Annotated in this window: 24 protein-coding genes; 20 read left to right on the forward strand and 4 right to left on the reverse strand. The window is 69.6% G+C overall.

Going from position 1 to position 25,312, the window contains the following annotated elements:
- Positions 1-10 precede the first annotated feature (10 nt).
- The 6 genes from FRANCCI3_RS10535 (at position 11) to FRANCCI3_RS10555 (ending at position 4,070) form a co-directional block, all read left to right on the forward strand.
- Positions 11-979: an aldo/keto reductase gene (locus FRANCCI3_RS10535; protein WP_011436513.1), complete on the forward strand. Its 969-nt coding sequence runs from the start codon at positions 11-13 to the stop codon at positions 977-979.
- 6 nt (positions 980-985) lie between these two features.
- Positions 986-1,666 carry an HAD family hydrolase gene (locus tag FRANCCI3_RS10540; RefSeq protein WP_011436514.1) on the forward strand — a complete coding sequence of 227 codons (681 nt, stop codon included), beginning with the start codon at positions 986-988 and terminating at the stop codon, positions 1,664-1,666.
- A gap of 44 nt (positions 1,667-1,710) precedes the next feature.
- Positions 1,711-2,703 (forward strand): 3-oxoacyl-[acyl-carrier-protein] synthase III C-terminal domain-containing protein, encoded by a 993-nt coding sequence (locus tag FRANCCI3_RS10545; protein WP_236701521.1) that lies wholly within the window; start codon positions 1,711-1,713, stop codon positions 2,701-2,703.
- 91 nt (positions 2,704-2,794) lie between these two features.
- Entirely contained in the window at positions 2,795-2,986 is a 192-nt protein-coding gene (locus tag FRANCCI3_RS26135) for a hypothetical protein (RefSeq protein ID WP_011436516.1), read from the forward strand.
- A 422-nt stretch (positions 2,987-3,408) separates the two neighbouring features.
- Entirely contained in the window at positions 3,409-3,711 is a 303-nt protein-coding gene (locus FRANCCI3_RS10550; RefSeq protein ID WP_011436517.1) for a hypothetical protein, read from the forward strand.
- Positions 3,711-4,070, forward strand: coding sequence for a recombinase family protein (locus FRANCCI3_RS10555; RefSeq protein ID WP_011436518.1), 360 nt, complete (start codon positions 3,711-3,713; stop codon positions 4,068-4,070). The genes FRANCCI3_RS10550 and FRANCCI3_RS10555 overlap by 1 nt, the downstream gene beginning before the upstream one ends.
- Positions 4,071-4,756: 686 nt before the next feature.
- Here the strand turns inward: FRANCCI3_RS10555 and FRANCCI3_RS10565 are convergent.
- Positions 4,757-6,124, reverse strand: coding sequence for a hypothetical protein (locus FRANCCI3_RS10565; RefSeq protein WP_023841793.1), 1,368 nt, complete (start codon positions 6,122-6,124; stop codon positions 4,757-4,759).
- A gap of 799 nt (positions 6,125-6,923) precedes the next feature.
- Here FRANCCI3_RS10565 and FRANCCI3_RS10575 point away from each other — a divergent pair.
- The 6 genes from FRANCCI3_RS10575 to FRANCCI3_RS10595 all read left to right on the forward strand — a co-directional run bounded on the left by FRANCCI3_RS10575 (position 6,924) and on the right by FRANCCI3_RS10595 (position 12,982).
- Positions 6,924-7,331 (forward strand): hypothetical protein, encoded by a 408-nt coding sequence (locus tag FRANCCI3_RS10575; RefSeq protein WP_237704580.1) that lies wholly within the window; start codon positions 6,924-6,926, stop codon positions 7,329-7,331.
- Between the two features lie 136 nt (positions 7,332-7,467).
- Entirely contained in the window at positions 7,468-7,611 is a 144-nt protein-coding gene (locus FRANCCI3_RS26140; protein WP_023841791.1) for an albusnodin family lasso peptide, read from the forward strand.
- 635 nt (positions 7,612-8,246) lie between these two features.
- Positions 8,247-9,509: an albusnodin/ikarugamycin family macrolactam cyclase gene (locus FRANCCI3_RS27445; protein WP_083503451.1), complete on the forward strand. Its 1,263-nt coding sequence runs from the start codon at positions 8,247-8,249 to the stop codon at positions 9,507-9,509.
- Entirely contained in the window at positions 9,509-10,270 is a 762-nt protein-coding gene (locus FRANCCI3_RS10585) for a lasso peptide biosynthesis B2 protein (protein WP_011436524.1), read from the forward strand. The genes FRANCCI3_RS27445 and FRANCCI3_RS10585 overlap by 1 nt, the downstream gene beginning before the upstream one ends.
- Entirely contained in the window at positions 10,263-10,844 is a 582-nt protein-coding gene (locus FRANCCI3_RS10590) for a GNAT family N-acetyltransferase (RefSeq protein WP_011436525.1), read from the forward strand. The genes FRANCCI3_RS10585 and FRANCCI3_RS10590 overlap by 8 nt, the downstream gene beginning before the upstream one ends.
- Positions 10,845-11,545: 701 nt before the next feature.
- On the forward strand, positions 11,546-12,982 hold the full coding sequence (locus FRANCCI3_RS10595) for a replication initiator (RefSeq protein WP_011436526.1): 1,437 nt from the start codon (positions 11,546-11,548) through the stop codon (positions 12,980-12,982).
- 502 nt (positions 12,983-13,484) lie between these two features.
- On the opposite strand, the gene FRANCCI3_RS10600 is transcribed toward FRANCCI3_RS10595, so the two are convergent.
- Both FRANCCI3_RS10600 and FRANCCI3_RS10605 read right to left on the reverse strand, forming a co-directional pair.
- Positions 13,485-14,690 (reverse strand): recombinase family protein, encoded by a 1,206-nt coding sequence (locus FRANCCI3_RS10600; RefSeq protein ID WP_011436528.1) that lies wholly within the window; start codon positions 14,688-14,690, stop codon positions 13,485-13,487.
- A gap of 27 nt (positions 14,691-14,717) precedes the next feature.
- Positions 14,718-14,990: a recombinase family protein gene (locus FRANCCI3_RS10605; protein WP_011436529.1), complete on the reverse strand. Its 273-nt coding sequence runs from the start codon at positions 14,988-14,990 to the stop codon at positions 14,718-14,720.
- A gap of 34 nt (positions 14,991-15,024) precedes the next feature.
- Between FRANCCI3_RS10605 and FRANCCI3_RS10610 the strand changes: the two genes are divergently transcribed.
- Genes FRANCCI3_RS10610 through FRANCCI3_RS10620 form a run of 3 tightly spaced genes read left to right on the forward strand, consistent with a single transcriptional unit; the run spans position 15,025 to position 18,343 of the window.
- Positions 15,025-16,425, forward strand: coding sequence for an MFS transporter (locus FRANCCI3_RS10610; RefSeq protein WP_258165192.1), 1,401 nt, complete (start codon positions 15,025-15,027; stop codon positions 16,423-16,425).
- Positions 16,422-17,957 (forward strand): FAD-dependent monooxygenase, encoded by a 1,536-nt coding sequence (locus tag FRANCCI3_RS23395; protein WP_011436531.1) that lies wholly within the window; start codon positions 16,422-16,424, stop codon positions 17,955-17,957. Before FRANCCI3_RS10610 ends, FRANCCI3_RS23395 begins: the two co-directional genes overlap by 4 nt.
- Complete coding sequence (locus FRANCCI3_RS10620; RefSeq protein ID WP_011436532.1) at positions 17,954-18,343, forward strand: PPOX class F420-dependent oxidoreductase; 390 nt, start codon at positions 17,954-17,956, stop codon at positions 18,341-18,343. The genes FRANCCI3_RS23395 and FRANCCI3_RS10620 overlap by 4 nt, the downstream gene beginning before the upstream one ends.
- A 4-nt stretch (positions 18,344-18,347) precedes the next feature.
- Here FRANCCI3_RS10620 and FRANCCI3_RS10625 read toward each other — a convergent pair whose 3' ends face one another.
- Positions 18,348-18,875 (reverse strand): cysteine hydrolase family protein, encoded by a 528-nt coding sequence (locus FRANCCI3_RS10625; protein WP_023841852.1) that lies wholly within the window; start codon positions 18,873-18,875, stop codon positions 18,348-18,350.
- A gap of 100 nt (positions 18,876-18,975) precedes the next feature.
- Between FRANCCI3_RS10625 and FRANCCI3_RS10630 the strand changes: the two genes are divergently transcribed.
- From FRANCCI3_RS10630 to FRANCCI3_RS10650, 5 genes are read left to right on the forward strand one after another with little or no spacing between them, the layout of a single operon-like run.
- Complete coding sequence (locus tag FRANCCI3_RS10630) at positions 18,976-19,908, forward strand: alpha/beta fold hydrolase (RefSeq protein ID WP_160323729.1); 933 nt, start codon at positions 18,976-18,978, stop codon at positions 19,906-19,908.
- Positions 19,909-19,952: 44 nt separating this feature from the next.
- Positions 19,953-21,593 (forward strand): ABC transporter substrate-binding protein, encoded by a 1,641-nt coding sequence (locus FRANCCI3_RS10635; RefSeq protein ID WP_235463213.1) that lies wholly within the window; start codon positions 19,953-19,955, stop codon positions 21,591-21,593.
- Between the two features lie 23 nt (positions 21,594-21,616).
- The gene (locus FRANCCI3_RS10640; RefSeq protein ID WP_023841854.1) at positions 21,617-22,624 is read left to right on the forward strand and encodes an ABC transporter permease; all 1,008 of its coding nucleotides are present in this window, start codon (positions 21,617-21,619) and stop codon (positions 22,622-22,624) included.
- Positions 22,621-23,481, forward strand: coding sequence for an ABC transporter permease (locus FRANCCI3_RS10645; RefSeq protein ID WP_011436537.1), 861 nt, complete (start codon positions 22,621-22,623; stop codon positions 23,479-23,481). The genes FRANCCI3_RS10640 and FRANCCI3_RS10645 overlap by 4 nt, the downstream gene beginning before the upstream one ends.
- Positions 23,478-25,295: a dipeptide ABC transporter ATP-binding protein gene (locus FRANCCI3_RS10650; protein ID WP_011436538.1), complete on the forward strand. Its 1,818-nt coding sequence runs from the start codon at positions 23,478-23,480 to the stop codon at positions 25,293-25,295. Before FRANCCI3_RS10645 ends, FRANCCI3_RS10650 begins: the two co-directional genes overlap by 4 nt.
- The last annotated feature ends 17 nt before the right edge of the window (positions 25,296-25,312 follow it).

A 25,312-nucleotide genomic window follows, 5' to 3' on the forward strand; every position in this document is an offset into this window, starting at 1 on the left:
AGAACGTGGGATGCAGGTACGGAAACTCGGCGCAACCGGGGTCGAGGTCGGCGGGATCGGCCTGGGCTGCATGGGGATGAGCTGGCTCTACAAGGAGTCCGAACTCGACGACAACCGTTCGGTCGAGGTGATCCGGGAAGCCGTCGACCTCGGCGTGACCCTGCTCGATACCGCGGACATCTATGGTGCCGGCCACAACGAGGAGCTGCTCGGCCGGGCCGCCGTCGGTCGGCGCGAGGACGTGGTCGTCGCCACGAAGTTCGGCATCGTGATCGAGGACCTGGCTGCCCGGAGGTCACATCTCGACGGGTCGCCCGCCTATCTGCGCACGGCGATCGAGGCGAGCCTGCGCCGGCTTGGCACCGAAGTCATCGACCTGTATTACCTGCACCGCGTCGACTCGGCCGTCCCGCTCGCGGACACCTGGGGGGCGATGGCCGAGCTGGTCGCCGAGGGCAAAGTGCGTTTCCTCGGCCTTTCCGAGGTCAGCGTGGCGCAGGCCGTCGAGGCGCACGCGATCCACCCGGTCACCGCGATCCAGTCGGAGCTGTCCCTGTGGACGCGGGACCCGCTCGGGCCGGACAAGGCGAGCGACGTCGTCCGATGGTGCGCCGACAACGAGGTGAGCTTCGTGCCGTTCGCCCCGCTGGGCCGCGGCTTCCTCACCGGTACCCTGCACGTCGACCGTTTCGAGGACTCCGATTTCCGGGCGACCAACCCGCGGTTCCGCGGACCCGCGATCGTGACGAACCAGCGCATCGTTGATGTCGTCCGCGAGGTGGCGGAGCGTCACTCCGCGACGCCGGCGCAGGTGGCCATCGCCTGGACGCTGGCCCACGGCAGTCAGGTCGTCCCCATTCCCGGCACAAAGAACCCTCGCTACCTGCGGGAGAACGTGGCGGCGACGGACCTGGTCCTGAGCGGCGAAGACCTGGCGGATCTCGACGCGGTGCCGGCGGCCGTCGGCACCAGGTACTGAGTCGCCATGGGCATCGATCCCGCCCGGATCGCGTTCTTCGACGTCGACGAAACACTCATCACCGTCAAGGGGATGCTCAGTTTTCTGGAGTTCCACCTCGGCGCGCCGGACCGGTACCGGCAGATCGCGGACCGGTTGCACCGGCTCGCGGCCGACGGGGTGCCACGCGGGGAGACCAACCGGCTCTATTACGAGGTCTTCGCTGGCCAGCGGGAGACCGAGGTGGCCGCAAGCGGCCGGCGGTGGTTCCAACAGGAGATGGTGGGGGGCTCGCTCTTCCACGGCGAGCTGGTGCGGGTGCTGCGCCGACTCCAGGCCGCCGGGACGATCATCGTCCTGGTGTCGGGATCGTTCTCGGCCTGCCTGGACCCGATCGCGGAACACCTCGGGGCGGATCAGGTGCTCGGTACGGTCCCCGAAGTCCGTGCCGGCCGGTACACCGGCCGGGTGGTCCGCACCGTCATCGGTGAGGGCAAGGCCACCGCGGCCCGGGCGTTGCTCGCCGAGTTCGGCGTCGACGGGCGGCTCTGCGTCGCCTACGGCGATCACTCCTCGGACCTGCCGATGCTCGCGGCCGTGGGCCACGCCGGCGTGGTCGGACAGGACCCGGTTCTCCTCGCCCATGCGGCCGAGCGCGGCTGGGACCTTCTTCCCGGCATTCCGACACGAGGCAATGGGAAGGCATGATGTACCTCAGATCGGGGTTCGGTCTCCGAGCGGTCCGAGCGTGGTTGCCCGACGCGACCGTGTCCGCCCGAGACGCGATCGGCCAGGGCCACATCAGCGAACAGGACCTGGCGAACACCGCCGTCATCCGGGTACCGGTCGCGCGGGATGTCGCGGCGCCGGAAATGGCGGTCCGGGCCGCGCGGGCGGCGCTGTACGCCGCCGGCTGGGACGGAAGCCGCCTCGGTTTCAGCGCGCACGCCTGGATCCATCACCAGGGGCACGACTTCTGGTCGCCCGCGCACTACATCGCCGATCAGCTCGGTGCCCGCCGCAGCGTCCCGCTGGGCATCCAGGTCATGTGCAACGGCGGAGGGGTCGCCCTGGAGGCGGCCTGCGCCCGCCTGCTCGCCGACAGCACGACCGGCGCCGCGCTGGTGACGACGGCCGACTGTTTCCGCGACGAGGGATTCGACGGCTGGAGCGGTGACTACGGAGTCTTCTACGGTGACGGCGCGACGGCCATGCTCCTGCACGAGCGGGACGACGCGGTGGACGAGCTGACGCTGCTCGGTCTGGCCAGCGGGGCGGTCTCCGCCGCTGAGGGGCTGCACCGCGGTCGCGACCCCTTCACCCCGGCGAGCCGGTGGCTCAGCGAGCGAGTGGACGTGAGGCGGACGAAGAAGGCCTTCATGGAGGACGTCGGCACCGCCGGCTTTTTCCGGGACGTGCACGCGACGCTCCGTCGCATCATCGCGGACTGCCTCGCCGACAGCGGCCTCACCTCCGACGATCCGCGGCTGCGCCTCATCGCCCTGCCCCGGGTCGGTCTCAAGGTGCGGCAGGAGACCTATCACCCGGCCGTTGAGAACGCCACCACCGCCAAGATCGTGGACCTCGGCGCGGAGACCGGGCATCTGGGCGCGGGCGACATGGGGGCGAACCTCGCCGCGATCGTCGAACAGGACCTGCTCGCCCCGGGCGAGTTCGCCCTGGTGATCGGCGCCGGCGGTGGCTTCAGCTTCTCCTGCGCGGCCGTCGGCCGACCGGCGGCCTGACCCGGTCGCGCGTCCTTCTCCGCGCCACCCGTCCCCTCCGTTCTTTTCGCCCTACTCGGCCCCACCAGTTCTGGGAACAAGGACCTCTGCCATGAATGCGCCTTCCGTGGGCGGCCGCGGCCGCCCGGTGATTGTTCTGATCGCGGTCTGCCTGGCCGTGCTGACCCTGCCGGCCTCCCTGACCGGCACGTCCGTCGCCCTGCCGCGGATCGGTGTCGACCTGCACGCCGGGTACGCTCCGTTGCAGTGGGTGGTCAACTCCTACGCAAGTAGTACGTCGTAGCAACGTCTGACCTGCATAGATGTACCCCGCTTTCCCTGCAAGCGGGGTACCTTCGCGCGCTCGGGGCCTAGCTGCCGCAGATGGGCGCTGAGGTCGCGTCCGGCGCCGGGTCGGTTCGGTGCGACCATCCGGCCGCAGGGGCGGCGTCGTCCGATCTTGCTTCCCCTGGGACGCCGGCTCGTAGCGGAAACGTTCATCACGTGATGATCGCTCGATGGAAGGTGCGTTGTGGACCCTGCCGATGTCCGCAGGGGCACAGAGAATCGACCGGCGGCATTCCTCGGGATTCCCTGAATCGGCGGACTATCCGACGTCCACCGGGTATCATGAAAGAGAATTGAATAGAGCGGCCCGGGACGGTGTTGGTAGCACCATTCCCGGGCCTTGATCCCAAATCCTGCGTGAACAGGAGAGTGGAACCCATGGCCATGATGCCATACGGGACGGGCGGCGATAGCCGGTCCCATCTACAGGTCGTGTTGCAGGCGCACCCGGCGGAAGACGCTGAGATTCAGCTGCCGAAGCACACCCAGTACGCCGCGTTGCGGCCGGTGCTGCTGCTCCCGGGTGGGGTGCGGGTGATGGTGGACCCGAACGCGCCGTTGGACGTGGCGGGCAAGTGGTGGGACTCGGTGACCCTGGCCGGCACGATGGCTTCTCTGTGGTACCAGTCGCAGGTCACCGGATTCCCGGGCGGTCGCCACCGTCGGGACAGGGGCCAGTGATGGCCGGCACGGTGCGGGCGCTGAGTTTCACCCGACACACCGGCACTGGGGACAGTGCGGAACAGCGGGACGTGTTCACCTCGGCGTGCGCGGCACGGGGCTGGTCCGCTGGTGGTGCGGTGCGTGAGTTCGGGTCGGGGCTGCGGGCCTGGTGGGCGGCACTGCGCCTGGTCCGGGCGGGCCGCTATGACGTGGTCGTGGTCGACAGCATCGACCGCCTTGCCGAGACAGAATCGGGCCAGCTGGCCGCGTTGGAGATGCTGCGCTGTGCCGGTGTGCGGCTGCTCGTGGCCCGGGACGGAACCGACACGGCCGATCCGGTCGGCGCTGAGCTGGTCGCCTCGCTCCTGACCGTGTAACACCTGGTGGCACCCGAACGGCCGGTAACCCGGATCACGGTTACCGGCCGTTTCCCGTCGGCGGAAATCTACGCCACGACACGTTTTTGTCTTTCACATACTCCGGGCTGAGCTGATCTCCTCCGTCGGTCGGGCAGGCCGCGCCTTACCCCGGGTTCTCCGGCCGTGCACGAGCGCCAACGTTGCCGGTGCCTGCTGGGTGCTGTGCGCTCTTGCGCGGTCGGGGGTTCCGGGGTAACCCCTCTGGGTGTCCGTCCGGCGGAGGCGATCAGCGGACATCCGCCGCACCTCCCCCTCCTCCAGAGCGAGGGCCGGGGTCTGGGGCAGCGCCCCAGAAAACACCAGCGTCAACCGCACACACCCCGCTCCGTCAGATCTCGCGGCCTTGGGGCGTAGCCCCCCGGGTATGAGCTGCCCGAAGGGCATCCGTATCTCTCACGAACCGCAGGCTTCCGCCTTTCCCGGCGTGCGGCGGGTGGTCTGACGCTCCGACGGGCCGACGCACCGACACACCCGGCAGGCCGACGCACCGGTGGGGAGCCGACCGAAGGGAGGCGGGGCCCCGCCGCGTGCGGCGAGCCCGGCCGGGCGTGGCGAGTGCGGCGCGCACGGCGTGTGCGGCAGGGCGTCCGCGCGCCCCGTAGGGGCGCCTTGAAACGGTACAGAACATTAGCGAGGATCTTGAACTACTCGGGGATCCGGGTTGTCGGGGTCACCTGGCAGTAGTTCTCGACCTCGGCTGCAATGTCGAGTGCCTGCGGCGATCGTCCGTACCGCTGGTCGGTCAGCGCACCTTGAATGCGCTGCATGAGGGTGCGGATCCCGTGGTTGCGGCGCTGGGCTGGGATGGCTAGGACGGGCCGGAGGGCGTCTTGGGCGCCGTCGACGTCACCCCGGCGGGTGCGAGCCAGAGCGAGGTTGATGTGGGCCCCGGCTCGGCTGCCGTAGCTGGCGTTACCTGCGGCGGCGAAGGCTTCCACGGCGTCCATGGCTGCCTGCTCGGCGCGTGGGTCCTCGGGGAGTCGGGTAAGGGCATCGGATGCGATGAACAGTTGGACGGCTACCGGGGTGGAGAGTTCACCCCCGATCTCGTCCAGGTCGTCGGGACGGGTCCGCTCGCGGAGGTCTACGGCTCGCGTGATGGCGGCATGGGCCTGTGCGCTGTCGCCGAGTGCCGCATGGGCACGGGCTGCCTGTACGGCGGTCTCTATCGCTGCCGTGCCGTGAACGAGGTGGACGTCTGCTTCGGCTGCTTCGATGTAGCGCAGTGCCTCGTGTGGTGCCCCTGTCCAGTAGGCGGCGCGGGCCTGTTCGGTGCGTACCCAGATGCGCAGGCCGGGATGATCTGCCCGGTCGGCGCACAGGTAGGCGACGCGGGCGTAGATGTCGGCGGTTGTGTGCTGGCTGAGGTCGACTCCTGCGCGGGCGAGGAGGCCGGAGGTGATTGCTGCGAGAAAGTAGAGGTCCCGGGCCTGGTCTGGCGGAGTTGGGCCGTCCAGGAGTCTGAAGGCGACGCGCTGTGCGTCGAGTAGCGGGCCTACAAGGTTCGTCGCCTCGGTCGGGAACGCGATGGCGAGGCTGCGTACCTGTTGGTGGAGGAAGTCGAGAACTTCCGGTCGAGCCGCGGCCCGTTCGGCGTTGACCAGGAAGTTAAACGCCTCTTCTGATTCGGTCATGATCCGCCTCTCCGGCCCGTCGGTATCGGGCGGGCGTGAAGCGGTGTACCCGCCGATGTCTCCAGAGTAAGGCGGCGGAGAGGACGCGGCCCGGTCACTGGGAGAGTCGGCCTGCTGCGGAGTCGTCTGGGCGTGCTCGGCGGGGAGCCGGTGGCGGAATCCCAGGTCGGCGTCTCCAGTGCCGAAGATGTGCCGGTAGCTGGCGCGGTAGTCGGCGCCGGGGTAGGTCTGCCCGCGTTCGTGCTTGCCGATGACTTCGGCGGTCGCCAGTGGCGGGGTGAAGCTTCGTTCACGGGCGCTGTCGACGTCGATATTGCGGATGCGTTCGGCGAGCGTGGGAAGGGTGAGCCCGTACTGAAGCCGATGCCGGCGGAGCATAGAGGGGTTCCATCCGGGGTGCTCTGTCGCGCGATGTGGCGTCACGGGTGCCTCCCAGAACAAGGGGTTGCACGAAGCGTAGCGGCCCATGTTCGGTGGCGGACCGGGCGGCAGGGAAGTCACCGTGGATTCGGCTGGTCGACTGATCATTTGACCTGCGATTCGACTGGTCACGTCAACCGGACAACGGCTCTGATCGCCGGACGGGCCGTCGGTGACAGCCGGTTACTTGACGTGGCATCTGTCCTTGGGCACGTGCGGAATCCGCGTTGAACTTCTCGTAGCGGCCCTGGTCGGGCTTGGGGCCGTCCCCCCCGGCCGGTGCCGTTGGGGGCCTGGGGTGCCGTGGCTGGAGTGCGCAGCATTCTTGGTCCCACAGGTACCGGGGGTTCGCGGTCTGACGGATGCGGTCGGTAGAGGTGGGAGCGATGAAGGACGAGGACAGGTACGACGTCGACGATGACGACTGGGAGTGGGATGACGAGAACGGGTATTCCTACGGGGCTCGCGCGAATGGTGAACCTCCGGGACGTGATGACCCCGTCGGGAGCCTTCGCGCTGGTAGTGCCGGGCGCTCAGGTGGTCGCCCCATTCGCGGATCTGCGGTCGATGGCGAACTATGCCCACCGGCACGGGATCACGATTCCGGGATACCGTGCGCTTCCGTTCCTGGACTTGGGGATGATCGCGAGCCTTTGAGGGATCTGGCTCTGGCTCTTCGTCCGGGGCCCGAGTAATGGCGAGTGGGGCGGTCACGGCCACGGGGTGGGAATTTCACACGGGCCAGCTCCCGGAGTTCGTGCCCTGGCACCGCGACGGTTTGATCATCGGCATGCTGCCAGAGCCGTTGCGGGCGGACAGCGAGGCACAGGAGATGCTGCTGTCCGACCAGTTGGCGGTGGACGAGGAAATCATGGTGGGGGCAAGTATTGGGATTGCCCAGCTTGCTCCGGTGGGGCTCGTACTGATGCACCGCAGGTTCACGTCGCTGATGGAATCCCGGGTGGCGTGGGCGGTCGGTATCCGGCTGCGGCGACAGAGGATCATGGCAGGTGAGTTGCCCCGGATCGTAATGGCGGGATCGAGACCGAACCCGGATGTGACACCGGACGGAGTGACGTTCAGTTTGCATCGGGTGCGCCTGCGCGACCACGAAGTGGTGTTGCCGATCGACGTCTGGGAGATCCATTTCCCTGCTCTGATTTGAAGGTCGACGCTGCGTCATAGTCAAGAATGACGCTCCGGTGAGCCTTCACCCAGATCCCCCGACGCGGAATCGGCCGCTGTCGGGTACCCAGGCGCGGTATTGGCCGCGCAAACACCAGGAAAGGTAGGGCGGAAAAATGGTGACGGTTGACCTCCAGTCGCACGAGGGTCCGGCGGAAAAGGATCCGGTGCTGCTGGTGTGCCTCGGTGAGGCGTCGATGGTGACACTCGGCCAGGGCAAGGGCAGCGCGGAGGACAAGCGGAAGGCGTATAACAGCTAGTCCGCGTCCTGCTGGTGCCTGGTTCCGCATGGGGCCAGGCACCAGTACGTTCAGGAAAGGACGAAAGGGATGGGAGACATGCGCTGGTTCGGGGGCTTCAGTAGCGCCGCAACGCCACCGCGGACCCCTGCCAACAGTGCGGAGGTGTGGCCGACCATTCCCGGATGCTGGACGGTCGGCCGATGGGACGGGCACGAGGTCCGCACGACGCACAGCGACCACCGAATGGTTGCGGTGATCGGCCCCTGCGCCATCACTCGGAATTCTTTGACGCGACTCGGAACGCACGGGGTTCCGGACGACGTGGCCTGGCAGTGGGCGGGTAGTTACACCACTGTGGAAGTCACCGACAGCCTTACCCGCATCTGGACCGACCTCGGTGGAGCATGGCCCATCTACACAGCCTCGCTGGACGGCGGGGTGTACTGGTCTTCCAGCTCACGCGCGTTGGCTGCGCTGACCGGTGCCGGGCCGGATCTGGATCGGTTGGCGATGTGGCTTTTGGCTCCGTCGGTGCCTGTCCTGTTTGCGGGGCGGTCCGCGTTCAAGGGCGTAGGGCTTGTACCCGCCGGACATCGCCTGACCCTGATCCGCTCGGGGGCGGTGCGGGCGGAACGGATGTGGTCGCCTCGACCATGCGCAGATTCACCCGGCAGGCGACTGCGGGCGGAACTGGCAGCGGCGGTGGCCGTGCGGGCAGTCAACGCGACAGCGCTGACAGCGGATATGTCAGGCGGGTTCGACTCGACATCTCTTGCTTGCTAGCCCATGCGTCGTCCGGCACTTCGCGGCCGGTGACCGGGGTGACGGTGCATCCAGTCGGCCGTGCCACGGGTGGGGACGTGGACTATGCGCGGCTCGCGGCCAGACATTCCGGAATCGTTCATCGCCTCATGCCGCTGGGCGCGGAGCACGCGCCGTATTCTGCGTTGGATGTTGTCCCGGTAACAGACGAACCGGCGCCGTCCACGATCGCGCATGCCCGATTTTCCGGTCAACTCGCCTGGATGCGGAGAACCTTCGACACTGATTGCCATTTGACTGGCGATGGCGGGGATAGCCTGCTGTGTTCTCCACCAATCATTCTGGCAGATTTGTTCGCGATCGGGCATAGCCGGCGGGCAGTGGTCGAAACGATCCGATGGGCGCGGTTGCGTAGGCTTCCCGTGTGGCCGCTGCTGCGGTCGGCTCACCGTGTCTCGCGAGAACGTCGCGCGGCAGCGCTGGCGGCGCTGGCCACGGAGTTGGGTGGAGGTTCCTCACGAAGTACCGCCGATGGCGATATCGGCTGGTGCGGGATCGAACCTCTTCCCTCATGGGCGACGTTGCAGGCACGGGAACGGGCACGGACTGTCGCCTCGGCGGTAGCTGAACGCACGGATGATCCCACCCCCGGTTCGTTTGCCACGGTCATGACCGGTGAAGGAATGGCGGAGGTGGGGCGCTCCGCGCGCGCCGATATTCAGCTTGCCGAAGCGGCCGGGGTAGCGCTGCACAACCCATTCACGGATTCTCGCGTGGTGGATACCTATCTGTCGGTTTCCCTGGGTGACCGTCCCGGCCCCGCCGACTACAAGCCCGTGTTGCGGGCTGCGATGGCGAACCTGTTCCCTGCCAGGCTGGCAGAGCGCACTACCAAGGGCGATTTCAATCCTGACCACTACCAGGGGATGCGCACGAACCTGGCTTCGCTCCATGCCCTGGCTGACGGCCGGTTGGCCGCTCTGGGCCTCGTCGAGCCCGGCGAGTTCCGACAGACGTTGACGATGATGGCCGCAGGGCTCCCTGTCCCGTTCGCCACCGTGGAGCCGGCTTTGGCGGCGGAGGTATGGCTACGGGCCCTGGGTGACACATCCGATGTGGCGTGGATTCCAAGAACCACGGAGAGCGATAGATAATGTCATGTGAGTACATCAGCGTCCCCGAACACGTTCGTGCGCTCGATGTCGGCCCGGCCACCGTGATCGTCAACTACCGCAACGGCCGTGCTGATGTACTGACCGGGCCGGCCGCGCGCTGGTGGGAGGCGGCAACGACCAGCGGGTACGGCGACCCGTCAGGGCTGCTGGACACCCAGTCCGCGCGGGCCCTGCGTGAACAGCTCCTTACGGCAGAACTGATCATGGAGACCCTTCGACATCGGGCGGGCCAACCGACGGCGGTCGGGCCGTCGTGGGTGCCAAGCTGGGGAACGCAGGAGATGCAGGCCGGGCGCACGACGGCCGGATCCGCATCCTGCGGGATGACCTTGCGTGCGGGTGTGGCCCTACTCGTCGTGCTCGGCGCGCTCTCGGCCGGACAAGGTCGCAGCCGGATGGCGCGGCTACTTCGTCTGCTGACGTGGGCCACGCGACGCACCAGGGTCAACGCCTCAGCTGATCACCTCATGGAAGCGGTCAACGCCGTCCGGCGGGCAGGAACGGTCATGCCGGGTCGTGTTGCCTGCCTCGAAGAATCATCAGCGGCGTTCCTCCTGCTGGCCATGGGCCGGAAGCGGGTGACGTGGTGCCACGGCGCAGCAGCCGACCCTGTCCGGCTCCATGCCTGGGTGGAGACTGACGACGGACAGCGGGTTGCCGAACCGTCGTCAACCGCACGGTTCGGCGTCCTGCGCGCCGTACCCGAACGCGACAACGGAAGCGAGAACAGGCGTGCATGAACCGATCGTGTGGATCCGGGGCGAACGCGCTGGGCTCGGCCCGTTCTCCAGCAACCTCGTCGATCTTTACTGGCAGTGGGAGCAGGATCCTGGCGTCCTGGTCGGCTACGGTCGCCAGACACCGGACTCGCTGGAAAACCGGCGAGAGGGGTTCCAGCATCAGGCGCGCGGCACGGACGATCAGCTGAGGTTCACCGTCTACGACGTGACCACGGATCCGCCGACCCCCGCTGGCACCACCGCCGTTCTCATCGACCATCACGTGCGAACCGGGGAGTTCGTGATCCAGCTCGGCCCGGCCAGCCGTGGCAACGGTATCGGTACCGAAGCGACGCGGCTCACACTCGACTACGCCTTTCACGTGACGAACCTGCGATGCGTCCACCTATCGGTACTCTCTCCGAACCTGGCTGCGATCCGGGCCTACGAGAAAGCTGGTTTCCGCAGGATCGGGGAGCGTCGAAACTCCGGATACTGGCTGGGTGAGCTTGCCAACGAAACGCTGATGGACGCGATACCCGCCGACTTCCCGGGGCCGTCTGCGGTACGGCAGGCCGTCGAGTCGGACCGGTAGAGCAACGATTCTCGCGGAACTATCCCTACCGATCCACCCCCGCCAGGCGACCCCGCGGCCTTCCCGACCCTTCCCCTCGGGTGGAGGTGCCCCGGGGTCGTCGCCATGCCCCCTGGCACCCAATGCGCCGGGGTGGTATCGTCAATGACGGCATTCGAGGGTTCTGAACCCTGCGCCACGATGATCTTTTTCTTGTACGGCAGTACGCCACATTGTCGGGCTGTCCACATGTGAGCCGCCTCGGAGCGGCACGGACCGGGCTCGGGCTGCTGCACCGTGGGTCGCCGTCGGTGGCCTGCGTCCAGTCGTGTTGATGTTCCGTCTGGGGTGCGCATGTGCCGTGTTCTGCTGCTGTCCTGGGTTGCTGCTGCCTGTGGGGTGAGCGGGTAGCCGGGGGCGGCTGAGCCTGCGCGGGGTTTCCGCGCGTTCACCTGTTCCCCGTGCCGGTGCCGGTCTGGTGCCGGTCGCGCTGCCGTTTCGTGTGCCATTAGCGCTGCCGACTATGGGCGTGTTTTTGTGTGTGGCATTGTGCCGGCGTTTCGGTGTGGGATGGCTGTACGGCGGAAGGCCCGTCGGGTTCGGTTTCCGTTCCGGTTCTCCTGTTCTCATTCCTGCTTTCTTTCTTCGCGCTCTCCGCTGGTCTGACCTGTGGTTTTCCGGGTCTGGGCTGGTGGGGGCGTGTGCGAGTGAAAGGGCGCGGTGTGTTTTCCGTGGATGTGGGCGTGAGCCTGCCCGAAAACCGGCCGGTCGCGGGTGGCTGTTCCCGTCCGATCCGCCTGTCCGGCCATGTCGATCATGTGGATGTCGGGACCGGTGAGATCCGCCGTGCGCTGTCCGGGAAGGATCTGCCGGGCGGGGTGCTGCATGTGCGGTGCGGCAACCGGCGGGAGTCCGCGTGCCCGGCCTGTTCGGCGGTGTACAAGCGGGACGCCCGGCGGCTGGTCCTGGCCGGGCTCGCGGGCGGCAAAGGCGTACCAGAGACCGTCACGACGCATCCGGCGTGGTTCGTGACGTTGACCGCTCCGACCTTCGGGCCGGTGCATTCCCGCCGTCAGCAGGGCGGTAAGGGCGGTCCGGTGCGGGCCTGCCACCCCCGGCGGGGGCTCTGCCCCCATGGCCGTCCGGCAGGCTGTCATGAGCGGCACCGCGAGGATGATTCCCGGCTCGGTTCCCCGATCTGCCCGGACTGCTACCAGTACGGCCGGGCCGTGACGTGGAACGCGCTGGTACCTCGGCTCTGGAAAACGACACGCGACGCGACGGAATCCGCGGTCGCGGCTGCTGCGGGTCTGACGGTGGCGGGGCTACGCCGCTCGGCGCGGCTGAGCTTCGTCAAGGTCGCGGAAATGCAGGCGCGGGGCGTGGTGCATCTGCATGTGGTGGTCCGGGTCGACGGGCCGGACGGGCCTGGCTCGTCTCCTCCTGGCTGGGCGGATGGTGATCTGGTCGCGGACGCGCTGCGGGACGTCGTCGGGTCGGTCGCGGTAGCTGCTCCGGATCCGGACATGGGCACCCTCGACGGCACCGCATCGGCTGACGGGTGGGCGGTGCGCTGGGGTGTCCAGGTCGACATCCGGCGCATCGCGCTCGACGGACCCACCGATGTCGGACGGATCAGTAACTATCTGGCGAAGTACCTCACCAAGTCGGCGGCGGCCGGCGGGGCGCTGGATCATCCGGTGCGGTCGCTGGCCGCGCTGGGCCGGCTGATCCTGGCGCCGCATGTGCGCCGTCTGGTGGAGACCTGCTGGCGGCTCGGCCATGATCCGGTGTTCACCGCGGCGTTGGATGCGGCACTCGGCCGGGATTCCGGCGATATCCCACGGCTACTGCGGTGGGCGCATCAGATGGGGTTCGGTGGCCACTGGCTGACGAAATCGCGGACCTACTCGACGACGTTCACCGCGCTACGGACGGTACGGCGGGTGTGGTCGCGCACGATCGGCGCGGCGATGGCGGGCCGTGTCCCGGTGGACGCCTTCGGCCGGGCTGAGGGCGATGAGAACACGATCGTTCTCGGGGCGTGGACGTATACGGGCCGGGGGCTAGACCTCGGCGGACACGGGGCTGACCCTCCCGAGTTGCGGTCGTCGCGGACGGCTGGTAGCCCGGTGGGCAATGGGCCGGCTGAGAGATGAGTACCGGGTCGGTTCAGCCGTCGCTGTTCGATGACCTCGACGACTCCGGTTCGGGCCCGGCGGAGCTGGGTGGGCAGGTGGCTGGCCCGGAGACGAGCACCGAAGGTGCCGATTGTTCGTCGTCGTTGCTCACGGACACGGCCGGTGAGCGCTCGTGTGAGACGACAGTGGCGTGGGTGGGCGGGTGGGCTGCACCTCGACCGGCGTTGGCGCGGGGCGGTCTGCGGGATATCGGGGCTGATCGGGTGATGTCGTGTGAGTCGGAGACGGATGGTGGTCGTGGGCCTGGTGCTGCTGGGCGGCGGCGTGGTCGGTCCTCGGGCAGGTCGGTCTCCAGGTCGGCGGCTGGCCCTCCTGATGCCGGCCGTGAGGCTGAGTTGGAGGCGGATGCGCGGTGGATAGCGGCTCAGCTCGCGCGGGCTCCGGAACCATCGGCGCTGATGGCGGCGGCGATCGTGACCGCACTTGCACCGAAACCCGCGCGGAACGTCGACAGCGGCGGTCAGGCAGGTCCGGGATAGCGCCATTGCGGGTCCAGCCGTTCCCGCAACGGAAGATCCTTCCCGGGAACCACAATGATCTTCACCATGATCGTTGACAGGACACGGCGTTTCTCCGTGAGGGTGCCTCCGCGCCAGAGTCGGAGCGCTTCCGCTCCGTCCAGGACGGTCACGAGACGCGCGCGGCGGGCCAGTTCGGCGTCGATCTCCCGTAGCCGGGTCTCGTACTGGGCCTCGAGCTGGCCACCCAGCCGCAGGCTGATCTCCTTGGCGGCGATCGCGCGGGGAAGATCGGCCAGTTCGCGTTCCTTCTCGGTCCGCTCGGCCTTCAGCTCGTCACCGTCCGCGACGTCGCCGGTCTTCTCCCAGTCTCGGCGGCGTAGGTAGGCGTCAACCAGGCGGGTCATCAGGTCGTCCGCGTCGGCGGCGTTGATGTGGAACGACTGGTCACACTCGAAGTGTTCACGGCTCTTCCCGAGACGATGCCGCCACAGGGCGTACGCGCGGGGAGAGTTCCGGACCAGGGAACGCCTGCACTTGTGGCACACGTAGTACCCGGCGAACGTGTGCTTGACGGCCGTACCCGTGCCCTTGCGGGTCGTGACCGCTTCCAGCGCCGCGCATGTCTCCCGCCACTCCTCCTCGGTGAGGATCGCGGGGAAGTTCGCCATCGGGCCCTTCACGGTCCAGCCCGTGTGAACGTTTCCCGTCGCGAACAGACCAGCGATCCTCGGGTTACGCAGCATCGCGGAGAGGCTGGCGCGCGTCAGGCTGCCGCTCTTCATCGTGTCGCCCGGGTGCGTGCGCCGGTGCGGGATCCGAAGCCCACGGTCGTAGAAATCATCCGAGACCTTGAGAACGGCCTCACCTTCGCGGATACGCCGCGCGGCCTCGCGTAGCCAGCGGGCCTGCTCCTCGTCGACGGACCACACCGTCACGATCTTCTTACCTGACCGGGTGATCGTCTGGGACCACCCGAACCCCACGGGGCCACCCAGGAACTCCAGGGCTTCGCGCTTCGCGTCCAACTTCCGCTTGACCAGCTCGGACTTCAAACCCGAATCACTGACGGACTTCCCCACCGCGCCATGCCATGAGTCACGGTCGCGCTGCCGGCGGAAATCGTAGGTCGTGGCCTTCTCCCCATCGGTCACGATGAGGCGGCCCCCGATCCGCTGCATGATCTTGCCGAACTCGGCTCCGACCACCGGATCACGGGTGATCCGGCTTTCCTCTCACGCCACGACCAGCCGATACTTCCCGGCGCGCAAGACGGACAGGAACCGCTCGAACTCAGGCCGAACGACGTCTTCCCGCCACGCTGAGACGCCGTCATCGGCCCATGCCCCGGCGATCCAGTATTCGCCGGTCAGGGCGGCGTACTTCTGCCCTCGGGCGAACTGATCCGGGATACGGGCATCCTTGTCGAGATCGGACATCCGTCCGTACCACAGGGCGGGGTCGGCATCGGGCCATTGGGGCAAGGGGCTCAACGGCGGAAATTCCATACCATGATGCTACGACGTTTTAAACACCTACAACCTGGCCTTCGCGTGTTCCATGCTGGCATGCGGTTCGGCCGCCGACATCCTGGGTCGCAAGCGGCTGTTCGTCGCCGGCCTCACCCTGTTCAGCCTGTCGAGCGCGGTGAGTGTGCTGACGTCCGACATCATCGTGCTGGATGCGGCCCGGGCGCTGGCCGGGGTCGGCGCGGCCGCAGTCATGACGGCCGGGTCGGCAATCCTCGCCACCACGTTCGAGGGCGCGGCGCAGGCCAGGGCGTTCGCCATCCTCGGTTCGGCGGCCGGCGCCGGGCTGGCTCTCGGTCCGTCGACCGCCGGGCTGCTGGTGGACGCCTTCGGCTGGCGAGGCGTGTTCGCCTCGCACCTGGTGGTCATGGTCCTGGTGGCCGTCGCGGTGCCGATGGTGCGGGAGTCGCGCAATCCCGCCGCGATCCGGTTCGACTGGCCGGGCATCGCCTCCTTCACGCTGAGCCTGCTGCTGCTGATGCTCGGTGTCGTACAGGGGCCGCAGTGGGGCTGGAGCAGCGCCGGCACGGTGCTGCTCCTCGTTGCGGCGGCGGTGCTCATGGCGCTGTTCGTCGTCGCCGAACTGCGCCAGGCGCGACCGATGTTCGACCTCGGTCTGTTCGGCCAGCCGCGCTTCCTGGCCGCCTCGCTGGTGCCGCTGTCCCTGTCCTTCGGGTTCGTCTGCCTGGTGGTGCTCCTGCCCGCCTACCTGACCGGTGCCCGCGGGATGTCCGTCGGCCGCGCCGGTGACACGATGATGCTGCTTACCCTGCCTGTGCTGGTGGTGCCGCTGGTTGTCAGCAACCTGGTCCGGCGCGGGCTGTCCACCCGGCTGGTGCTCAGCCTGAGCATGCTGGTGGCCGCCGGCGGTGCAGCCTGGCTCACGGTCATCGACCAGGACATCGCGGTCGTCAGCCTCATCGGGCCGCTGTTCCTGATCGGTACGGGCATGGGCATGACGGCCGGTCTGGTCGACGGTGTCGCGATCACCTCGGTGCGGCCCGAACAGGCGGGTACCGCCGCCGGCATGTTCAACACCGTGCGGCTGGCCAGCGAGGCGGTGGCGATCGCGGCGATGGGGGCCCTGGTGCTCGATGTGACCCGGGGGAGAATCTCCGCGGGCCTGCCGGCGACGGCGGTCCCGCCGGGCGGTGCCGATGCCGCCACGATCGCGAACAAGGCGGTCAGCGGGAACCTCACCGGCGCGGCGGACGGCCTCACCGGTACCGCCCGCGCCGATTTCCTCGACCTGCTCACGCGCAGCTACACCCACGGCATCCACGTTCTGCTGTGGTTGCTGGTCGGCATCGGAGCCGCCACCGGGGTCGTGCTTCATCTGCTGCTGCGGCCGCGGGAGGTTGGCGTCACCACCACCGAGCAGGCGGAGCCCGTCACCGTGGCGGTGGACGCATGACGCCGTCGGCACCGCGGCTGCCGGTGCTGGTCGCCGGCGCCGGACCAGCCGGTCTCATGGCCACGATCGAGCTGACCCGGCGCGGGGTGCCGGTGCGCTGCATCGACCGGGCCGGCGGGCCGAGCACCCTGTCCAAGGCACTCGGGGTGTGGCCACGCACCCGTGAACTGATCCGTCGGATCGGGGGCGATGAGGCGCTGGCATCGAGATCCCTGCCGCAGACGCAGATGCGCTACTACTCCTCGGGGAAGGTCATCGCCAACCTGCGCTACCGGACGGCCACCCGGCCGCTGATCTGCCCGCAGCCCGGCGTCGAGGAGGTACTGCGGGAGGTCCTGACCGGCCTCGGCGGCTCGCCGGAATGGCGCACCGAACTGCTCGACCTCGACCAGTGCGACGACCGGGTGCGGGTGCGGGTGCGGTATCCGGACGGCGCGGAGCGGATCGAGGAGTTCGCCTACCTGGTCGGCGCCGATGGCGCGAGCAGCACGGTCCGGGCCCAGCTCGGCATCGGCTTCGACGGCGACACCTATGAGCTGCGCTTCGTGGTGGCCGACGCGCTGGCGGACACCGCACTCGATCCGACGATGACCCACTACTTCTGCTCCACGCGCGGCATCCTGGTCGCCTGCGGGCTGCCCTCCGGCCGGTGGCGGGTCTTCACCTCCGCGCCACCGGACTTCACCCAGCAGGGAGCCGACCTCGACGCCGTCCAGCGGCTGGTCGACGAGCGGGGCCCGGGCGGGATCGTCCTGCGTGACCCGGACTGGCTCAGCGTGTTCTCGGTGCACGCCAGGCAGGCCGAGCGGACCAGGGTCGGGCACGTGTTCCTGGTGGGGGACGCGGCGCACATCCACAGCCCGGCCGGCGGGCAGGGCTTGAACACAGGCGTCACCGACGCGCACAACCTGGCCTGGAAGATGGCGTTCGTCTGGCACGGCCGGGCGGATCCGGATCTGCTGGACACCTACGCGGCGGAGCGTGGGCAGGTAGCCCGGGCGGTCGTCCGCCAGGCCGACGTGCAGACGCGGATCTGGCTGCTGCGCCGCGGCTACCAGGTGGCGCTTCGGGACACGCTGCTGCGGGCCGCCTCAGCCCTACGACTGTTCGACATCTCCTACGTTCCCTGGCTGGCCGGCCTGCGCACCAGGTACCGGGTGGCGGCGTCGGAGGGCCGCGCGGTGGCCGGATTCCAGCCGGGCGCACTGATCCCGCTGCCGCTGCGGTCCGAGCTCGACGACCTGCGCTACACCCTGCTGATCTCGCGGCCCGAGCGGCACGGTTCCGGCGGCGCCTCGTTCGACGCACTGGCGGACCTGTGCCGCGACCACTTCGCGGACCGGGTGGACGTGCGGGTGCTCGACGGAAACGGCCGGGCGCGGGGCGCTGTCGCCGCCCTGGTGCGCCCGGACGGGCATGTCGACACGGCCTCCCGTGACGCCGCACCGGTGCGGACCCGACTGACCGCACTGTTCACCGCACCGCCGACGAGGCAGCCTGACGGCCTCGGCGACCTGAGGAGAAAAACGTGACCATCATTCCGGACAGCCACCGCGACCTGTTGGAGCGGCCGCTCTTCGCCCATCTGGCGACCATCCGGCCCGACGGGCAGCCGCAGGTGAATCCCATGTGGTTTTCCTGGGACGGCGAGTTCCTCTGTTTCACGAACACGACCGTCCGGTACAAGTACCGAAACGTGACGGCCAATCCACACGTGGCGGTCTCCATCAACGACCCGGACCAGCCATACCGGTACCTCGAAATCCGCGGGGTGGTGGAACGCATCGACCCGGATTCGGCCGGAACGTTCTTCATGACGCTGGCCGACCGCTATGCGATGGCGCTGGACGGTCCGCCACCGGACGCCCAGTACCGGGTCGTCTACGTCGTTCGGCCCACGGGCAGCAGCAGCCAGTGACGCCTCACGGCGCGAGGATATCCGCCATCGAGCAGATCGCCGCGCCCGCGCGCGCGAGCTGATCGAGCGCTCCGGTGTGCTCCGCCACCGTCACGCTCGCGGTGGCATCGGACACGACGGCCACGTCGAAGCCCGACGCCACCGCCGTTCCAGCGGTGGCGGACACGCCGTGCGCGGTGGACAGGCCCGCGATCACCAGCCTGGTGCGGCCCTGTTCGCGCAGCAGCCCGGCCAGGCCGGTGCCCGTGAAGGCATCCAGGCCGTCCTTGGTGACGACAAGGTCGCCGGGCCGCGGCGCCAGGGCGGCGACGAGCTGGTTCGGCGCGGCCTGGGGCCCACCGTCGCGGCCGTCGGCACGCAGATAACGCACGATCACCGTCGTCGCCTTCGCGTCGGCCAGGCCGTCACGCAGCCGGACGCAGGCGTCGACGACCTGGGTACCCGGGATCGGCGCCCACGGCATGTCGACGATCCAGTGCTGGAGATCCACCAGCACGAGGGCTGTTGTCTCGCCGCGCCGGTAACCGGGCATCGCCGCCGCCTCCACACGTGACCCGTCGGGGATTGCCAGACACGCGCACGCTAGCAGAGAGACGCAGATGGAACGGTTTGTGCGGACACGAGACGATCTTATGCTATGGACCGAAAGTTTTGGCAGGTCAGCGGATCCCGCGATTCTGCTTGTGATGGGCGGGCCCGCGCAGGGGATCACCTGGCCCGACGCGCTCTGCCGGATGCTGGCCGATTCCGGGTACCGGGTGGTCCGATACGACCATCGTGACGTCGGTCTGTCCACGAAGACCGACTCCCGCCTTTCCTGCTATGACCTGTCCACGCTCGCCGGGGACGCGGCGGACGTCATCACCGGACTGGGACTGGCATCCGCACACGTGGTGGGCCAGTCCGCGGGCGGCATCGTGGCCCAGCTGCTCGCGCTGGAGGAGCCGAGCCTGGTTCGCTCCCTGGTCCTGCTGTCCTGCTCCCCGGATGCCAACGGCGACGTCCATCTGCCGCCCCTGACCGGCCTGCCCGGTCCGGAGCGGCCGTTGCTCGACCACGTCGCCGCGCTGAACGACAACCCGCCGACGACCAGAGCGGCGCGCGTCGCGGCGGCGGTGCGCGGCTGGCGCGTGCTCGTGGGGGCCGGCGCGCCGTTCAGTGAGACCTACTGGCGGGACCTGGTCGAGCGCTCGATGCGACGGGAGGCGGGCTCGGACCTTGGCAGTAACCATCTGCGGGCACTGGACCGCACGCCGCCGCTGACCGCGAGGATCGGCGCGATCCGGGTGCCGGCCCTGGTGGTGCACGGCCGGCGCGACACCGTTTTTCCCCTCGCGCACGGCGAAACGCTGGCCCGCGAGATCGCCGCCGCGCGGCTGGTGGTTGTCGACGAGCTGGGCCACATCTTTCCCCCGCAGTGGTGCCCGCTCGTGCACGGGCTCGTGACGCGGCATCTCCGCGAGGCCGGGGCGCATCCCGCCGGGCAGGTGCGGTCACCCGGTGCGGGCGGGACGTCCGACCGGCGGGGGGCGACGGCCGCGGACGTCCCGCCCGCGGCCCTCTGACCACACCGGCCCTCGACCCCCGGAGCTCTGCTGTGCACCCCATCGTGTCCGTACGGTCCGCGCTCGGACTCCTCGTTGTCGCGGCGATACTTCTGCTCACCGGGTGCGGTCCCGACACCGCCGCGGTTCCCGCAGGCGGTGGTCGACCCGTGCGCGGGGGAACCCTGACCTACGCGATCGACGCGGAGCCGACCTGCTTCGACATCCACGCCAGCCAGCAGGACGTCACCGCGAGCGTCCTCCGCAACGTCTTCGACTCACTCGTCGCGCAGGACGACGCCGGTCATTTCCACCCCTGGCTGGCGACGTCCTGGGACATCACCGACGGCTTGCGCACCTACACCTTTCATCTGCGCCACGGCGTGACCTTCACCGACGGCAGCGCCTTCGACGCGGCGGCGGTGCGGGCCAACTTCGCGCACATCGTCGCGAAGCAGACCAGGTCGCAGTACGCCGCGAGCCTGCTCGGCCCGTACGCCGGCACCGACGTCGTCGATCTCTACACCGTACGGGTGCGTTTCAGCCGGCCGTTCGCCCCGTTCCTCCAGGCCGCCAGCACCACCTATCTCGGCTTCTACTCGCCGAAGGTCCTCGCCACCGACGCCGCGCAGCTGTGCGCGGGCGGGCCACGAGCGGTTGGTACCGGGCCGTTCTCCGTCACCAGTCGCACCCGAGGCCAGCGCATCGTCCTGACCAGGAATCCGGCCTATGACTGGGCGCCCGCGACCGCGCGGCACTCCGGCCCCGCCTACCTCGACCGGATCGTCATCCGCATCCTGAAGGAGAACTCCATCCGGGTCGGCGCGCTGACCAGCGGGCAGGTCGACGTCGCCGCCGCCGTGCCACCGGCGGACGCGCGGTCCGTCGGCGCCGACCGGAATCTGCGGCTGCTGCGGAAGGACGTGCCGGGAGTCCCCTACAGTCTCTACCTGAACACGTCGCTGGCGCCTTTCACCGACCGCCGGGTCCGCACCGCGATCCAGCGGGGAATCAACGTGGACCGGAATGTCGGCGCCGTGTACTTCGGTCAGTACCGGCGAGCCTGGGGCCCGCTGACGGACGTCACTCCCTCCTACGACGCGACCGTCAGGCAGAGCTGGCCCTACGACCCAGTCAAAGCCGGCCAGCTGCTCGACGAGGCCGGTTGGGCCAGGCGCGACGGCGCCGGGTTCCGCGTGCGCGACGGCCGGCGGCTGAGCATCTCCTGGCCGGTCGTGCCGACGTACCTGCGCGACCAGCGTGATGTGCTCGGCCAGGCGATCCAGGCCGACCTGCGGAAGCTGGGCGTGGAGGTCACCCGTCCCAGTCTCGACGTCGGCACCTACCTGGCGCTCTCCTACAGCAACAAGGCGCAGATGCTGGACTTCAGCTGGAGCCGTGCTGATCCGGATGTGCTGCGGCTGTTCTTCAACTCCGCCAGCTCCCCGGCATCTGGCGGGCAGAACATGGCGCAGCTGGCCGACGCGGAGGTGGACCGGCTGACGGTCGACGGCGCGGAGAGCCTCGACCGGACGGCCCGCGACGACCTGTACGGGCGGGTCCAGCACGACGTGCTCGCCAGCGCGGCTGTGGTCCCGCTCTACACGCCCAGCTCGATCCTGGGCGTGGCCCGACGGGTCGACGGCATCGGCGTCGACCCGAACGCCTGGCCGCTCTTCTTCGATGCCTGGCGCGTCTCCGGGTAGCGCGGCGGATGTCTGGAGGCGACATGCATGTCCTCGAGCAGGCGCCGGCGACGGAGGATCGCGGCCCCGCCCCCGAACCCGCGCGCCGCCGGACCGTCCTGCGACACCTGCTGCGACACCTGTTCTCCGGTGCCGCGGTACTGCTGGGCGCCGCCACGCTCACCTTCACCGCGCTGCAGCTGGCCCCGGGCGATCCGGTGGCGGTCCTGCTAGGGCCGGGAACGTCCGCCTCGCCCCAGGTACGGGCGGAAATCCAGGCAGAGTACGGTCTCGGCGAGCCGGCTCCGCTGAGGTACGTCCACTATCTCGGCCATCTCGCCCGCGGCGACCTGGGTACCTCGTATCAACTCCAGCAGCCGGTCAGCGAGGTGATCGTGGATCAGCTGCGACCCACGGCCGAACTCGCGGCCGCGGCGCTGGTGCTCGCGGTCCTGACCGGGGTGGCCATCGCCGTCGCGACCGCGGGCCGCCGACCGGGACTGCGCGCCGCGGCGATGGCCTGGGAGTCACTGGCCCTGTCCGTGCCCTCGTTCTGGGTGGGCATCGTGCTGGTGAGCGTGTTCTCGTTCCAGTTGCGGATCTTCCCCGGAGCGGGGGCCCAGGGCGCGGCCAGCCTTGTGTTGCCGTCGGTGACCCTCGCCATGCCGGCCGCCGGCGCGCTTTCCCGGACGCTGCGGGAGGGACTGGAAGCCGCCCTCGCGCAGCCGTTCGCCGCCGCCGCTCGGGCCCGCGGCCTGAGCCCCACCGGCGTCACAATGCGCCACGCCCTGCGCCACGCCGCCGCAAGCGCGCTCAACCTCGGCGGCTGGCTCGCCGGGACGCTGCTCGCCGGCACCGTCCTCGTCGAGACGGTCTTCGCCCGCCCGGGGCTCGGCGCGCTGACCGTGCACGCCGTCATCGACCGGGACATGCCCGTGGTGATGGGGGTCGTCCTCACATCGGCCCTGGTCTCGGCCGTCGTCTTCACCGTCGTGGATCTGCTGCAACGCGTCCTCGACCCGCGGCTTCGGATCGAGGTGATGGACCGGTGACCAACGTCCTGGCAGCGCCTCCGACGCTGTCTGACCGGCCCGCGCCGCGTCTCGTCGCCCGCGCGTCGACGATCCTGCTCACTGGCATCCTCCTGGTGATCGCCCTGGCGGTGACGGCACCGGGGATCCTCACGGGCGCCTCGCCGACCGTCGTCGACCCGTCAGGCGTGCTGGCAGCGCCGAGCGGCTCGCACTGGTGTGGGACCGACCAGCTCGGGCGGGACGTGTGCGCCCGGGTGCTGCATGGTGCCCGGGCGTCCCTGCTGCTCGGCGTCGGCTCCGTCGCGCTGGCCGTGGGGATCGGTGCGGCTCTGGGCCTCGCGGCGGCGCTCGGCGGGCGCCTCGTCGACCTGGTGCTCACCCGGGTGATGGATGTGCTGATCGCGATACCCCCGTTGATGCTCGCCCTCCTGGTCATCGCGGTGCTCGGGCCCGGCAGCGGCAGGACCATGATTGCCACGGTGGTGGCGCTGACGCCTCTGTACGGCCGCCTCGTCCGCGCCGAGGCGATGGTCGCCCGCCGAGCGGGTTACGTCGAGGCGGCCCGCGGACTCGGCGTCGGCCGGATGGCGCTGGTCGTGCGCCACGTGCTGCCAAACGCGCTCGGTCCGGCGCTGGCGCTGGCGACCACGGGGGTCGGCTCGGCCATCGTGTACGTGGCGGGGCTGAGCTTCCTCGGGTTGGGCCCGCAGCCCTCCACCGCGCAGTGGGGTCTGATGCTGGCGGAAGGCCGGGACTTCCTACGGTCCGCGTGGTGGGTCGGGGTGTGCCCGGGTGCGGCGCTCGCGCTGACCGTGCTCGCCGTCCAGGCCGCCGGCCGCCGGGCCCAGCAGCGGCTTGTCCGGCGCGGCGGATGAGCCCGGACGTGACCGCCGCCGAGCCGACCCTGGTCGTCGAGCGGCTGGACGTGACGTTTCGGGACGGCGTCGCCGGCGTGCGTGCGGTGCGGGACGTGTCGATCGCCGTCCGTCCCGGCGAGTGTCTCGCGGTCGTGGGCGAGTCCGGTGCCGGCAAGAGCGTGCTCGCCCGGACGCTGATCGGACTGGCCGGGCGCGGTGCGATGGTCCGTGCTGGCCGGCTGGACCTGCAGGGCGTGGATCTGACCGCCTTGACCGAACCGGGGTGGCGGGTGTTGCGAGGCCGCCGGATCGGGTTGGTGCCCCAGGACGCGTTGGCCTCCCTGGATCCGCTGCGGACGGTGGGAGCGGAGGTGGCCGAGCCCCTGCGCGTCCACCGGATCGTGGCCCGTCGCGACGTCCGCGAGCGGGCCGTCGCGACGCTTGGGCAGGTGGGGGTGCCGGAGCCGGCCCGGCGCGCCGGGCAGTACCCGCATCAGCTCTCTGGCGGTCTGCGACAGCGGGCCCTGATCGCCTCGACGGTCGCGGCCGGACCCGACCTGCTGCTGGTCGACGAACCCACGACCGCGTTGGATGCCGCCTCCCGGGAGCGGATCGTCGAGGTGCTGCGCGGCCTGGTACGCGGCGGTGTCGCTCTGCTGTTGATTAGTCACGATCTTGCCACGGTGGCCGCCGTCGCCGACCGGGTGGCGGTCATGTACGAGGGGCGGATCATCGAGCAGGGACCGGCCGTCGACGTGCTTGGCGGTCCACGGCATCCGTACACCTGCGCGTTGCTCGCGGCGGCCCCCTCGCGGCACTCGCGGGGCACCGTGCTGTCCCCGGACCTGCCGCGCCGTCCACCGGCCGGGCCGGACGGCTGCCCATACGCGGTGCGCTGCCCACTCGCCGACCACTGGTGCCGCGAGGAACTGCCGCGCCCCGATCACCCGGGTCTCGAACCCGGCGTCCTGTGCTGGCGGCCCGGAACGGAAACGGAGCGGGCCGGACCGCCACGGGTCGTCGCCCCGGCCCGCAGGGACACCGCCGAGGCTCTCGTCGAAGCCACCGGCATCACCAAACGTTTCCGCGATCCCGACGGGGGGTGGCGGGACGCCGTCCGTGCCGTGACGTTCGAGCTTCGTGCCGCCGAGACACTCGGCGTCATCGGTGGGTCCGGGTCCGGCAAGACCACGCTGGCCCGCATCGTGCTCGGCCTGCTCGAACCGGACGAGGGTACCGTCCGGTTCGCCGGCGCGCCCTGGGTGGCGGCCGCGGCGGCGACCGCCTCGCCCAGCCGGGTACGCGAACGTGACCGCAGGCCTCGGCGGCACCGGATACAGGCCGTCCACCAGGACTGCCTGAGCTCATTCGACCCGCGTCACACCGCCGAGCGGATCGTCGGCGACGCCATGTCCGGTCCGGATCGGGGCCGGGCGCGACGAGATCGGATCGTCGCACTCCTCGACCAGGTAGGGCTGTCCGAACAGGTGCTGCGACGCCACCCTCGCGAGCTGTCCGGCGGGCAGCGTCAGCGGCTGGCGATCGCGCGTGCGCTCGCGCCGTCACCCGAGGTCCTCGTCTGCGACGAACCGGTGTCCGCGCTCGACCTGTCGGTGCAGGCCCAGATCCTCGACCTGCTGGCGGGACTGCGCGACGAACTCGGCTTGGCCCTGCTGTTCATCTCCCACGATATCGCAGTGATCCGGCACGTCAGCGACCGCGTCCTGGTGATGAAGGACGGGCAGGTGGCCGAGATCGGCGGCGCGGAGCAGGTGCTCGAGCGCCCCGCGCACCCGTACACCCGGCATCTGCTGGCCGCGGCCCGCACCTGACGGCGGCGCGGACTGTC

The organism is Frankia casuarinae (assembly GCF_000013345.1).
GTDB lineage: Bacteria > Actinomycetota > Actinomycetes > Frankiales > Frankiaceae > Frankia > Frankia casuarinae.

What these genes read in the sequence shown, in the direction of transcription:
- FRANCCI3_RS10535 (WP_011436513.1), top strand. Translation starts at nt 11, where the DNA reads ATGCAGGTACGGAAACTCGGCGCAACCGGGGTCGAGGTCGGCGGGATC.
- FRANCCI3_RS10540 (WP_011436514.1), top strand. Translation starts at nt 986, where the DNA reads ATGGGCATCGATCCCGCCCGGATCGCGTTCTTCGACGTCGACGAAACA.
- FRANCCI3_RS26135 (WP_011436516.1), top strand. Translation starts at nt 2,795, where the DNA reads ATGAATGCGCCTTCCGTGGGCGGCCGCGGCCGCCCGGTGATTGTTCTG.
- FRANCCI3_RS10550 (WP_011436517.1), top strand. Translation starts at nt 3,409, where the DNA reads ATGGCCATGATGCCATACGGGACGGGCGGCGATAGCCGGTCCCATCTA.
- FRANCCI3_RS10555 (WP_011436518.1), top strand. Translation starts at nt 3,711, where the DNA reads ATGGCCGGCACGGTGCGGGCGCTGAGTTTCACCCGACACACCGGCACT.
- FRANCCI3_RS10565 (WP_023841793.1), bottom strand. Translation starts at nt 6,124, where the DNA reads ATGCTCCGCCGGCATCGGCTTCAGTACGGGCTCACCCTTCCCACGCTC.
- FRANCCI3_RS26140 (WP_023841791.1), top strand. Translation starts at nt 7,468, where the DNA reads ATGGTGACGGTTGACCTCCAGTCGCACGAGGGTCCGGCGGAAAAGGAT.
- FRANCCI3_RS27445 (WP_083503451.1), top strand. Translation starts at nt 8,247, where the DNA reads ATGCGCAGATTCACCCGGCAGGCGACTGCGGGCGGAACTGGCAGCGGC.
- FRANCCI3_RS10585 (WP_011436524.1), top strand. Translation starts at nt 9,509, where the DNA reads ATGTCATGTGAGTACATCAGCGTCCCCGAACACGTTCGTGCGCTCGAT.
- FRANCCI3_RS10605 (WP_011436529.1), bottom strand. Translation starts at nt 14,990, where the DNA reads ATGGAATTTCCGCCGTTGAGCCCCTTGCCCCAATGGCCCGATGCCGAC.
- FRANCCI3_RS23395 (WP_011436531.1), top strand. Translation starts at nt 16,422, where the DNA reads ATGACGCCGTCGGCACCGCGGCTGCCGGTGCTGGTCGCCGGCGCCGGA.
- FRANCCI3_RS10625 (WP_023841852.1), bottom strand. Translation starts at nt 18,875, where the DNA reads ATGCCCGGTTACCGGCGCGGCGAGACAACAGCCCTCGTGCTGGTGGAT.
- FRANCCI3_RS10630 (WP_160323729.1), top strand. Translation starts at nt 18,976, where the DNA reads ATGCTATGGACCGAAAGTTTTGGCAGGTCAGCGGATCCCGCGATTCTG.
- FRANCCI3_RS10640 (WP_023841854.1), top strand. Translation starts at nt 21,617, where the DNA reads ATGCATGTCCTCGAGCAGGCGCCGGCGACGGAGGATCGCGGCCCCGCC.
- FRANCCI3_RS10650 (WP_011436538.1), top strand. Translation starts at nt 23,478, where the DNA reads ATGAGCCCGGACGTGACCGCCGCCGAGCCGACCCTGGTCGTCGAGCGG.